The organism is Phocaeicola sp. GP0067, from assembly GCF_031119655.1.
Lineage (GTDB): Bacteria > Bacteroidota > Bacteroidia > Bacteroidales > Bacteroidaceae > Phocaeicola > Phocaeicola vulgatus.
Window position 1 is genome coordinate 58,316 of sequence record NZ_JAVHZY010000009.1, and the last position, 13,937, is coordinate 72,252.

General features: G+C 40.4%; 6 protein-coding genes. All 6 read right to left on the reverse strand.

The genetic code is table 11. The annotated features are described in order from the left end of the window. Positions 1-4: 4 nt before the first annotated feature. The 6 genes from RE317_RS09345 to RE317_RS09370 all read right to left on the reverse strand — a co-directional run bounded on the left by RE317_RS09345 (position 5) and on the right by RE317_RS09370 (position 13,640). Entirely contained in the window at positions 5-2,551 is a 2,547-nt protein-coding gene (locus RE317_RS09345) for a hypothetical protein (RefSeq protein WP_008782309.1), read from the reverse strand. A 193-nt stretch (positions 2,552-2,744) separates the two neighbouring features. Continuing rightward, positions 2,745-4,352 (reverse strand): DUF5060 domain-containing protein, encoded by a 1,608-nt coding sequence (locus RE317_RS09350; protein WP_008669637.1) that lies wholly within the window; start codon positions 4,350-4,352, stop codon positions 2,745-2,747. Positions 4,353-4,389: 37 nt separating this feature from the next. Continuing rightward, positions 4,390-5,886: a family 43 glycosylhydrolase gene (locus RE317_RS09355; RefSeq protein ID WP_008669636.1), complete on the reverse strand. Its 1,497-nt coding sequence runs from the start codon at positions 5,884-5,886 to the stop codon at positions 4,390-4,392. 9 nt (positions 5,887-5,895) lie between these two features. Then, positions 5,896-7,932 carry a RagB/SusD family nutrient uptake outer membrane protein gene (locus RE317_RS09360; RefSeq protein ID WP_008669635.1) on the reverse strand — a complete coding sequence of 679 codons (2,037 nt, stop codon included), beginning with the start codon at positions 7,930-7,932 and terminating at the stop codon, positions 5,896-5,898. A gap of 30 nt (positions 7,933-7,962) precedes the next feature. Next, positions 7,963-11,373, reverse strand: a complete 3,411-nt coding sequence (locus tag RE317_RS09365) for a TonB-dependent receptor (RefSeq protein WP_008669634.1) — start codon at positions 11,371-11,373, stop codon at positions 7,963-7,965. Between the two features lie 245 nt (positions 11,374-11,618). Next, entirely contained in the window at positions 11,619-13,640 is a 2,022-nt protein-coding gene (locus tag RE317_RS09370) for an SUMF1/EgtB/PvdO family nonheme iron enzyme (protein WP_008669633.1), read from the reverse strand. Between the last annotated feature and the right edge of the window lie 297 nt (positions 13,641-13,937).

The following is a 13,937-nucleotide window of genomic DNA, read 5'->3' on the forward strand; positions in this document are numbered from 1 at the left end:
CACTCTACTCCCATTCCACCTTCATATAGTGCAGCATCGTTGTACTTTCACCACAGCTGCCCGTATGCTGGATACCGGTGCCCCCAAAAGTGTTCGAGGCTATATCCGCCTCCAAATCTACCGAAAGTTTCAAGTTCGGATCAGTTACAGGCGCCGGAAGCGGAGTTGTTGTTGAAGCATGTGCTGTCAATTTTCCTCCTTTAGCAGTCAATGTCAGAGTACAATTTGTACGATAGCAGGTAGAAGACACCGGTTGACTGATGGCCTCAGCCACCCCGTTCTCATATTTCATCAAGATAAAATCAACTGCATTACTATACTTGGTCGTACGAATGATACGCAATGCATATCCCGTTAAAGTACGGGTATCAAACTTGATATACAAATCCAAATACTGTCCTGTTGCACTACCAAAACCTTGTCCTGCTGTTTTACTGGCATCCACATTCAAGGTTATTGCCATATCTCCATAGCTGCCATCCAATGGAGTATACAGCAAACGGGCTCCTTTCTGATCTTGCAACAAACCGGTTCCGTGAGAACCATTCATTCCCGGCCCATAAATCCAATAATCCTTATCCGGAACTACCTGCCAATCGTATGCTGCCGTATCCAAAGGCTTATATCCACCAATCGTCCAAAATCCCGGTAAAAGTTGTGGTTGATTCTTACATGGAAAGTTCTGAAAATCCGTTTCAAATATATGAGTGATGTTCACTTGCCCTTTTTTTATCGGAGAGTTGGAAACAACAATTCGTTCTTCCCCCGGCAAACAACGCAGATGCTTGGGAGCGATAACTGCCATCAGATAATAACCAACATCTTCTTTTACCAAAGTATAGGAATATTCCGGTTCATTCAAGCGGGATACCAAAACCGGAAGTCTATTAGTCCCGTTCCTGTCCGTACATCTATACCAGGTTATCAATGATTCATCCTTGCGCCCATTCAAATCCAAAGCATAACTGACAGTAGCTACTCCTTTAGTAATATTCAGCTTTGGATTTTCCGTAAACGAAGGAGCCGATACATAGTCCGGTGCAACCGTAAGTTCTGTGGCACATTCCAAACCATCCTCTGTATAGGCTATCACTGTAAAATGCTTTGTTTCATCCTCCACATTAGTTGCCTCGACAACACATTCATATCCCTCGGAAGTGGATAATTTCACATTCTTTTCATAACCTTGTTGTACTTTCCACTTCACGGGAACATTATTCAGCACATAGTTGCAATGTCTTTTTACCGTTGCAACCAGTCTGACCGGCTGGCCACCAGTCTGAATGGAAGCCGTTAAGGGCTCTACAGAAAGACAAGAAGGCATCCGAGTATAATCCCTTCCATCTCGCTTACCTATAGCAATAACACAGTCTTTCACCCGAAGAGGATCCCAGTCATCCTCTCCTCTCAATAAATTGTAAGTATTATAAATCACCTCTCCATTCTCTTCCAACCGGAAAGCTTTCAGTTGATTCAACTGATCCATGCAAACCGTATTATAAGGCTTGTCAGCCCCTATTACATAAGGTTGCCCGTTCAGCTTCACATTATATTGATAACAACGTAACCAATCTGTAGGATCATGTGTCCAGCCCGCATAAACCGGCTTCTTCGAATGATAACGGCAATCAACAATACTTAACGGCCCGACCGACTTACAAAAATATTGCCGGTCTTCCTCATGACACACATAAAAGTCACAGTTCAAAAATACAGCTCCGCCCATATCACTTCTCCAAAAAGGTTTCTGACCATAAAAATGAAGTGTACAATCCAGATAAACCCCTGTTCCGGTCAATGCGTCATCCGTACTTTCCATGTGGCATTTATTAAAAAGTATCCGCTTGGCGCCATTCAACGGATTCATATTCAAGCGGCTGATGAAATGTACATTATCCGCCACAATCTTGTCGCCATGACAATAAGCAACGTGTGCCTGAGTGATGGCAGACATTCGTTTTTTCCTGCTTAATTCTTTCTTCAGAGGATATTCCAAATCGACATTACAGAAATTCCCCATGGTCAAGTCCTTTACCAACAGACCGTTTCCCCAAAAATCAAACATGGTGAAATTACCGACAGCCCCCTGTGTCTGTCCACGGCTGGATGCCAGGACTGTATTTTCAGGATGGCTATTCAATCCGATAATATGGAGATAAGGGCATTTAACAACCAAGCCGAACGGTTCACGTCCGTCTTTACCAACACGAATAGCAGGGTCATCTGGATCATCAATCCAATAGACATAAGGAGCCAAATAAACTTTCATCGGTTCCGCTTCCGTACCAGCTGAGAAATTAGCGGCAGCTTTATTGAAACTATTAAAGACATAAGGATTATCCGCCACTTCCCTATCGGACAACTGCCCATCAACAAAAAATGTTTTCGGACCTAAAATAATTTCTTTATCTGTATAACGAAGGCAGTTCCCTTTAAATTCTATAGGTTGTGAAGGATCTAACGAACTATAATGATCAATACTTTGTGCTTTTAACAGATGTCCCCATACAAGCCAGCACAAGGCAAAAGCGAGGAAATGTAAATGTTTCATTTTGTATAGATTAAGATTTGTTCTACTACAAAAGTAAACGAGAGACAGGGGACAGAAAGGTAAAAATTGGTCTATTATGTGCAAATTTTGAAGAATGTGCTAATTTGCCAATTTGCTAATAGGCCAATTGACATGCGAACATAGCGGAACCAAACGGCAAATTAGCATATTAGCAAATTAACACATTCATAAATTATTCTACTTCAGTTATCCTTAGCAGCAGATAAGGACTTGCAGGCAGTCTTACTCTCCCTTGATTTTTATCATACACCCTATCCTTTACAGGAGCAGTTGTTTCAAAAACGGCAGGCCATTCGGCTATCGTCATGTTCCAAGTATCAATGACTTCCACTTTAAAACGTACTCCTTCTTTCAAACGTGGATAAAAAGCGTTTTTTACCGGTAAATCAAATGCCCATTCCGGTTTTATTTCCTTGCCCAGATAAATCATATAATAATTTTCTCCGGCAGTCGAAGTATAAGGGTCCCAACTACTATCACATAAATGCAGAGGATTAGGAAGTGCGTCCAAAATCTGTCTTGTAAAGCCGATGCGCTTCCAGGACTCCCCTTGAAAAGTTCCTCCTACAGCCAGAAAATCACGAGAATAATCTTTTGAATTATCCATATAACATTCTCCGTGAGTTACGTAAGTTCCCACAATCAGCCCTTGCCACAAGCGATAAAGATATTCCTGACCGCTCAAGCTTCCCCATCGGTTATCCATATTACCCTCATAACATACCTCATCAAAAATAATCGGTTTCTTATAAATATTCTTCACCGTAGCCGCCCTTCCAAAACCTTCTACAGGTGCCTGGTCCTGTATACTGGCATGAGTGTATTCAGGTTCCCAATATTTATAATACTTAGCTGTATAAGTATGAATGGAGCATAAATGGGAATAAGGATCATTCTCTACTACCGTATGTGTAAAAGTATCCCAATATTCCGGTTTTAATTCTCTCAAAAAATCATATTCATTGGCCAATGACCACCAAATATTGCGAAATGAACTCATACGGGCTGTCAGATACTTCAAGTATCGGACACCGGCTTCCAAAGGCATTCTGTCAAATCCCCAACGACCACCATCATAAGGGTGGAAAAGAATCAAATCAGCCTCTACTCCTATTCCGGCCAATTTATCCACACATGCTTCCACATGAGCAAAATAAGCAGGATTGAAGCGGGTGAAATCCCATTCATACACAGGTTTTCCCTTTTCATCCTTTACTATCTTCTTTATCTCAAAAGGAAACATGGAGGGTTCAGGATAATCCGGATCAAAGTTTTGCACAAAAAACAGCATCCTGATTTTATTGAACTTGGATAGTTCCAATGATTTCACTGTCTGATCAGGCTGGTTACCTGCCACATGCATCCAATCATAAGAAGTAGTTCCAACTGGATAATAACGCGTTCCGTCAGCATATTTAAAATTATAAGTTCCATCCACTTTAACTGGACCATGATTTCCTTTACCCGGAGCAATACATTCTATCCGCCCTTTCACCTTATTCAGCACGGGAATCTCACTCTGCGTCACGTACGACCATACTCCCTGGCTCACAGGCATAAAGCGAATTTTGAAGGTATCATTTCCGTCATAGAATCCACGTACAGTCAATGTAGTATCCGGTCCGCTAAACGTTGCCGTAAGCTCAATATCAAAAGGGTTCCCCTTTACTTTGGCAGGCAGGGAGATTTCATAACGTCCCCAACACTCCACCTTATCTTGGGCAAATCCACCGGAAATCCCCAAAAGCAATAACAATAAAAAAGAGCAGCAATATTTCATAAGCAATTCAATCATTAAATTCCAGCTAAACAACGCATCAATCAAGATTTCTCAAAACAAAATCTGTTACTTCCACCTGCCCGTCACCACCGGCAAAAATACCTGGGCGGACAAACAAGAAACCATATACCGTATTATGATGTACTCCCGATATCTCAAATCCCCATGGATACTTATGCCATTTTTTACCATCGGCACTGTACCAGGCCGACAATACATTAGCATCATTCCGCAAACGTAACCACATCTTTCCACATTGGTTTGCTTGAGGAAGTTTTGATTCCGTACGACTTACTTGCCCACGCCGATAACGAAGCATCTGCTTATGATTAAAACCAAATCCAAAATGATAATTCTCATCATAATAAGCCACCAATCCGGCAGATGTATTTTCACCTTTCAGTTCAAAACAAGCCTCCACTTCATATTTATGAGCACTGGTACGTGCTAATAAGGGAGATCCTTCTTTTGGAGTATTCCCCTTTGCCTCTACACTGATTTTATCAGAAGTAATCCGGAACCGATCATTTAAGTTATGTTCCCGGCACGTCTGCCATACAAAATCTTCTATACCAGATAATTTCAAACGTTCCGGTGCAGGTAAAGAAATGGCTCCTTCTTTCAAATGTAACCATCCATCTTCTTTTTGGACCAGTTCACGTAAAAGGGTCTGACGCCCCAATGTCTGGAATCCGTTTTCATAAGCATGGAAAATCATAAATAACCGTCCATCTTCCGTATCAACAATAGAGCCATGCCCTTTACTCCACCATTTTTCATTACGGGATTCCGTACGAAGAAGCGGATTGAAAGGAGCATTCTCCCAAGGACCCATTATATTTTTACTACGTGCCTGTACTACCATATGACTGGTGGGAGGACCTGCCGTACCTCCTTCGGCCACGAACAAATAATAGTACTCTCCTACTTTTTTCACGTTCAAGCCTTCCATGGAAACTCCTTCTATATCCCATTCCTCCGGTATTTCCCATTCCTTATAAATCCGAACCGGTTCTCCTGTAATAGAGCATCCGTCATCCGACAATGGATATAAAGCACCGGAACTGAGCAACAGATAGCGTTTTCCATCACCAACCACATGTTCCGGATCAATTCCTCCTATTTTCAAATCTACCGGAGTACTCCACGGACCTTCCGGAGTATCCGCCCAAGTTACCATATTGGTTTTCTTTCCTTTCCCATTCAAAGTCGGAAAATAGATATAAAAACGCTTGTTATGAAATACGATGTCCGGAGCCCAGATATCTCCAGTAAAAGTAGTTAAAGCCGTGGAACATGGAACCCAGTTCACCAAATCATCTGATTTGTAAACTACCAATCCTGGAGTATAAACAAAAGAAGAATGAACTAGATAATAAGATTTTCCATAACGGACAATAGAAGGATCCGAATTATCACCTTCTAAAATACGTACAGTTGTTTGATCCTCATTCAAAGGATCTTGGGACTGCCCCCATAAAGGGAGCGCCCCAAAGGCTAGCAAAAATGCGCAAACAGATAAAATGTTTTTCATATATAATCTTTATTCTTGTGCCAAACCATATCCATTCGTTATCTTTCCTTTAGACTTGCTCAACGTTTCGAATGGAATAGGCCAATAATATCTGGGAGGAACATTACCTTCCTTTACTCCCGGCAACAAATTACTATTTGTATAATGATCAGCATATTTCACTAATGTCACTCCCCAATCAACCTTCGAATATCCCTCGTCAAACAATTTCTTTGCTTCAGTACCATTGGGATCTATATAATTAAACAACCCCTCAATAGCCAAGTTGTGGTCTGTTCCAGTAACTTTTACCGGAGTGGTACTATAATCGTATTGTCCTCTCCATCCTGGATACAGAGCTGGATTTGACTCGTCAGGATCAAAAGTCAATGGTGAACTTAAATGCACTTTTTTAGTATATATATAATTCGAGATCACATTCCCATTAGCAAATTCATGGTATCCTTTTGTTTGCAAATCATTAACCATCTCCGTCATTTCTGCACGAACAGCTAAAGCTTTTTCCACAAACTTACCCGAACGAATCAAATCCCAGCGACGAGTGCCTTCACCTAAAAGTTCTAATTTGCGCTCCTGCAAAATAGCTTCCTTCAAAACTTCACCTGAAGCTGAAATATCATGTTCAGCATTCCCGAATGCACGTTGACGAATTTGGTTAAGTAATTGGATTGCTTCTCCTTCTGCTCCTAATTCTGCTTTAACCTCCGCTTGCATCAAAATAAGGTCAGCAAGCCTCAACACCGGCCAATTCATTCCCGAAGTACGTTGAGATGTAGTATAAGGAGGATTCATACGATTCTCATCCCATTTATTAATAGCAATTCCCCCATCCAACTTGCTACCCGGAGCAAAAGACAACAGAGCTTCATTGCCATCACCTTTACTGCCAGTAACAGTCACACTAGCATCTCTACGCATATCACCCGCTTCAAACTCACCATAATAGAAAGAGGGAATAATACGTAACGCTCCAAACGACTTGCAAGGCGCAGCCTGATTACTACCACCACTAGACGGGCGTCCAAAAGCATAAGAATATTCACTGGTAGTAGTCTGCCCACTTTGTCCCCCTTGTATATTACCTACTTCAAAAATAGATTCCGGACTAAGAGCCAGATCATGAGTGTATTGGAAATGACGCTGAAACGGATTATTCGCATAACTCCGGTCATCAACCGTAACTAAAGCAGCCGTTCCTTTATTATTCAAAGCAGCCTGAAAATACTTCTCGGCAATCTTATAATAATCTAGATAATCATTGCGCCGAGCATAGACACATCCTAGTTCTTCTTTTCCTTTTGTCGTAAACTGTACGTCACCATACAAACCGGGAACATCTGTACGAATTGTCTGATATCCACCGGAATAAAGAGCTATCTGTCCTAACAACGCGTCAGCAAACCCCTTGGAAAAACGTTCAGCAGTAATGCCACCTTCTCCCAGTGGATACATCAATGCTTCTGCCTCCTTCAATATCTCAATAAGATTATCATAAATTTCAAAACGGGAAGTCAATGAATAATCTTCCACATTGTTATTTTCATATCCATAAGGTACATCACCATAATGTTTTACCAAATCAAAATAGCAGAAAGCCTTCATTGTTAAAGCCTCACCATAAAGTTGAGTCCAATCATTTACTTTTCCTGCTGCCACAGCATCTTGAAATGCAGGTTTATCAACTACCAATTCCGCTACCTTAGATGCACGTGCAATCGTAGTATAAAGCCCGTTGAAGCCTGAACCACCAGCATTTACACTTAACAATTCCGGTAATAGTCTAGCGTTGGCATTATTTAAAGAGCCTATTTCCGGATATATTTCAGAGTCTGAGCCAATGGGATCATTCCAACGATAAGCTCCCATAATACAATTCTGCCGATAATTAGCATAACACCAAGACAGGATTTTAAAAGTTTCGGAAGTAGAAGAGGTTACAAACTCATCTCCAGTGTTCTCCGGTGAAGAAGTATTCAGATAATCACTACATTGAGCAAAGGAACAGCATAGTGCCAATGCAGATATATATGTTGCTAATTTATTCATAATAATTAATTTAATGATTTGTTTTTTTGATTAGAAAGCAAGATTTAAACCAACCACAAACGAACGTGCTCTAGGATAAGTACCCCAGTCCAATCCTACTGTAGGGTATTTCGCCTTATTCTGAGAGGTATTAGCACTAACTTCAGGATCCAGACCTGAGTAACCGGTTAAGGTAAACAAATTATAGATTGTTCCATAAATACGCAATTTACTCAAACCAGCCTTATGCAAGACCTTATCGGGCAATGAATACCCCAATGTCAACGTGTTCAGACGCAAATAAGAACCATCTTCAATAGCAATACTGGAAGTAACCCCATTTTCACTATAAGGTAATGGTAAATTAGCATTTACATTAGCTGCATTTAATTGCTCAGGAGTAGTGAGACGAACTAATTTCCCATCTACCACGTCATAAATCTTATAGGAGTCTTTCATAAAGCCAAGTTTATTCTCATATACTCCTTTTTCTTTTGCACCGTACAAGGAAGCGATTTTATTCACATTATACACATCATTACCATAACTCCAATTAAAATACAATCCTAAATCAAAATTTTTATAAGTTGTATTGATATTGAAACCACCTGTATGAACAGGATTCATATCACCAATAATGGTAACATCTTTCTCATCAATGCTGCCGCTATTATCCATATCCCTAAATTTCGGAAGACCCGGATAGGCATTTTGTCCGGACGGACGGTCTACCCCATGTACAGGATTAATAAAAGAACCTAAATCTGCCACGCCCTCTTTCAATATATATTGTCCGTTTACATAATTAAAGTCATCTGTAGTATAAAAGCCATCATATATAAAACCTCTGACCATACCCACAGGTTTACCTTCCTGTAAAATATAATCCTCACCCGGGAAACTGCTACTGCCACACCAACTAGAGCCATATAAACCTGTTACATTTTCTGCCAACTTATCGACCTTACCCTTATTGAAATTTATATTCATACCAGCCGTAATATTCCAATCTTTATTTTCAAAAATCACACCTGACAAAGAAAACTCAATTCCCTTATTACTAGTCTGACCAATGTTATCATACGTAGATGTGAATCCGGTAATCCCCGGAAGCGAAGTCAACATCAGCAAATCCTTTGTTGTATTCCAATATAAATCCAAAGATCCCCACAAACGGTTCTTTAAAAATCCGAAATCAAAACCAAAATTACGTGTAATAGTTGTTTCCCATTTTAGATTTTTATTTGCCATTTGTTCCGTTGAAAGGTCATAAGAAGATGAATACTGGTTATTTAGTATATATTGATATCGTAAATCTGTTTCAGAAGTCCACGTTTGTGACCATAAATCTGAGCTGATACCATCATTACCTACCGTACCATAAGACAAACGAACTTTCAAGTTATCTAACCAATCTTTCGTCCCTTCCATGAAAGTTTCTTCAGAAAGGCGCCATCCAAAAGCCGCAGCAGGAAAATATCCCCAACGGTGTTCGGGGGAAAACTTAGAAGAACCATCGGCACGGAATGTCACAGTAAACAAATAACGATCCATCAATGTATAATTAGCACGACCAAAGAATGAGAGAATACGTCCAGGAATATCTACTCCAGAAGAAAATTTACTTGTTCCATGCTCCGCATCATATTGGTTAATCATGGCAAATGCATTATCCTTTGTAAAATTAGAGGGAAAGTGACTAGCTGAAATTGACATTTTACTACCTCCGGAGTCTGTAACTTCATGTCCCAACAGAATATTCAAACGATGCTGTTTAGGTAAAAAATTGAAGTCATAACTGATTGTATTCGTCCAACGCAGTCCCCAACTGTCACGCTTTGTATATTCCACATTTCCTGCATATAGTTTGGCTCCTGTTTCGTCATCCAAATAATTATTATAAATAGCTCCCCCCCAAATCTTATCTTGTTCCCATGATTGGTTTAAAGTAAAATCAGTATGATATGCAAAGCCGTCAAACAATCTCCAATTTAAAGATAAAGTACCACGAAGTCTTTGTTTAATATATAGTGGATCATAATCTCCGATACGAGCCACAGGACTATAAGTATCCCAGGCAGACTGACGACCATACATCTCCATATTCCCTTCACGCAAAGCATTCAAGTCCCCCAAAATATCACGAGTAGCAATCGGACGAAAACGATAAGAAGATGAAAGCAATGAGCCGGAACCATTAGTTGTTCCTTCATCTCCCATAGTACGCATATCACTATAACGGGTATCTAAATTAATATCCAAATTATCACGTAATTTCTGATTAATTTTCAACGAAACACCTCCACGCTTTGCATAAGAATTAAGTTTCATACCTTGCTCATCCATATAATTCATCGCAAACAAAACTTTTGTTTTTTCAGTGCCTCCACTAACCGACAAATCATGGTTATGAGATACAGAACTATTATACACATCTTTTTGGATGTTATAATTCCTGGTGTTACGATAACTTTCTATACCTCCTGTATTACTACCAGAATAATCACCGATGCCATACAATTTTTCGAATGGTAGACGATATGCATCGCCACTAGCAGCTGCATTTCCCCAAACAAACGATAAATAATCATAAGGATCCAATGTTGCCAAATATTTAGTCGGTGTATTAAATTTAACATAACCATTATAAGAAACAGAAACTTTCCCTTCTTTTGCTCCCTTTGTAGTTACAAGAATTACTCCATTGGCACCACGTGCACCATAAATAGCAGTAGAAGATGCATCCTTCAACACATCAATACTTTCCACTTGATCAGACGGAATATCATTTAAAGAATTCACAGTTACACCATCTACCAGAATCAAAGGTTCATTACTTTGCGAAATGGAACCTCCTCCTCGCACACGAATAGAAATCGCCGCATCAGGACGTCCATCTTGTGAGGTAATGTTCACACCAGGAAGTTTACCTTGCATAGCCTGTGCTACATTAGAAACAGGCATAACAGACACGGTTTTACCACTAACAGAAGCAACAGAACCAGTTAAGTCCTTACGTTTAATAGTCTGATAACCAATCACTACAACTTCATCAAGCACCTCATTATCACTCTCCATCTTAATGGCAAACGTATTTTGGCTACCGACTTTTACATTCTGAGTTTTGTATCCGATATAGGAAACAACTAATGTAGCGTTTGCAGGAACTTCCAATGTAAATTTACCATCCAAATCTGTAACAGTTCCAGTAGTAGTCCCTTGAACTAAAACCGACACACCAATCATAGGTTCACCTGTTTCATCAATAATGGTTCCGGTAATATTCTTTGTCTGACTAACAATTTGAACACCAATGTTTTTTCCACCGACAGAAACCTCAGCCATCATCGGTATAACACTTATGAACATTGCGGCCGACAAGCCCCAAATAAGAAAAGAACGGCTGGCTTTACAACCGTATGCGCTTGCAAACAAACGCCTTGTTTTCTGAACATTTTCCATACTTTCCTGGGTTAACAAATAATCATTTTAGATTTAATAATTCTTTTTGTGTTCTCTTTAAGCGTGCTCCATAATCATAGTATCTTAAATCACACATTGCAAAAGTAGAAATATTTTCGGAAAACAAAAGTAATTTTGCACTTTTTTTCTTTATTTTATTTCGTTTACTTTCATTTATAACAAACAATGCAACCTGAAAACAAAAAAAACGATACAAAGTATTGGATATATGTGTTCTACACCCTTTAGTCAGACAAAGAATGAGGAGATATAGAACTTTCGTTTCCTTTCAACCAAGCTAAATTAAATTTATAATAGAAGCGGCTTGTTATCAAATGAATCATATTATCAGGTGTTTGTGTTCCGGCCAGGTAGCCACGAGGCTCAGCATGATTCTCATCCATTTCAAAAAACTGAGTCCAAGCCCCACCATTAAGAAAACGATAAGTGCCATCAGTCAACAAACGTTTTACAGGCCAGGTCTTACCTTCATCGTATGACAAAGCAGCGTACATGCCATATCCCTTAAAAGGCTTTCCTGATTTATCAGTAAACATCATACCACGCTCCTCTTTCGGAGTACGATAAGGATGCTCTGTAAAAGATATCAGTAAAATAGGACCTTCATTTAAACGCATCAATACCAGCCGTTGTCCTCCATCAATGGGTGGAAATTCCGAAGCGGAATAATGCCAAGTCTTGCCCATATCATCAGATACACTCATGGGCATACGTAAACGTCCTTCTTTATCACGAATGCTATTGTTACGTCCCAATGCCATCAATCTGCCATCCTTCAATTGCACTACTCCGGCATGGATTCCAGCGATAGTGGTACCTGTTCTCCCTTCTTTAAAATCAGGCAAGGGTGCTCCATCCCATGGGTCCGTCCAAGTTTTTCCCTTATCCTTACTGATATGAACAGCAGCCCCGTCTCTTCCACCGGGTCCGGCATCACAAGCCTGGACAAACCAGCCTTCCTTTGTAATAGAGGTTCCGGCTATCACTTGATGGCGTTTCGTATGCTCGGGAGCAATCATACGAGGTTTACTCCAAGTTTGTCCATTATCTGTACTTGTACGCAAAGTCATCATCAAATTCTGCCAATGTCCGGCCGCTTCCACTCCATTGATATGATAAAGAGTCCCTTGACGGTCGTTCAACAATGCAGTTCCGGTCAAGTTACGATCAGCTATCTGATAAAACATACGGGGCTTTTCCCATTCACAGCTTCCAGCACGCAAGCGCGAAGAGAGCACCACCATCTCACGGCCTTTTTCTTCATTGGTAGAAAACCACACTGCTAACAAGTCTCCATTATCACACCAAGTCAATGCCGGCTGATGATTATGCTTGAAAAAAGGCGTTCCACTATGCACATCCGGTTCATGCACATAAACCAAAGGAGCAACGAAGACAGGTTCCGTGACACATTGAGAGTCCCAATCCCATTTTATCTGAGACACAACATACTCATCTTTTGGCTGAGAAAGCGGAGCAGTTTGCGGATACTCTGCCTGTACCACCCGAAAGCCCGTCATTGTATGTTTATCCTCCGGCAACATAGCCATACGGTTTGCCGAACGGAGATATTTCACCGGTGTATTATGACTGCCTCCTCTGGTCACACGTGCTATACCGTCCGAATAGCCGACAGGATCAGTCTGTTCCTTGTCTATATATGGCCCATACCAGTCCAAACACCATTCCTCCACATTTCCGCACATATCATATAGCCCCCATTCGTTAGGAGGAGTTTGTGCCACTTTCAAAGACAAGGGTTTGGGAGTAGCCGCTATCACTTGATTCTTTTGCCAAGCGGCAGGAAGCTTGTCATCCATATAGAAATTCCAGTAACGGCCTGCCTTACATGCATATTCCCATTCAGCTTCGGTAGGCAGACGATAAGTTTTTCCTTCTTTCCGGGTCAACCAGTCACAAAAGGCAACGGCATCTTGATAAGTTACGAACACCACCGCTTCGTCATCTTCACTTGAGAAACCATTTTTACCACGCAGCGACTTATGTTCAGGGCAGAACAATTCATATTGCGCATTAGTCACTTCGGTCAGTCCCATTTTAAATGGTTTGGATATGTACACCTTATGCATAGGTGCTTCATCATAATTCTCATCTTCACCCAAAGTTCCCATATAGAAATTTCCTGCGGGTATTTCTATCATTGGAATCAATTCACCTTGTGCCGCAATACTTGCCGGCCATATCATGATGCTAACTATTGTACTTACTAAAACCTTTAATTTCATTTCGTATCTGATTAAAATATGTCTTGATACAAAAGTAACAGGCTATCAAAGAAGAACAAAGTAAAAATTGGTCTTTTATGTGCACAATTTTGCAACAGGCGAACAAACCTATCACAAAAAAGATTTCTACCTTTCTTATTGTAACTTCCTACAACAAACTGCTGCCCTCTACATCTACCTATCCATAGGTGATTCGGTAAAATGGTAACAGCTATGGTAGCAGAAATTACAAGCTTTAAGAAAGCAAACCTTAAGTTCAAATTGTCAATGCGATAATAACAGGAATGCCTGTTTAGA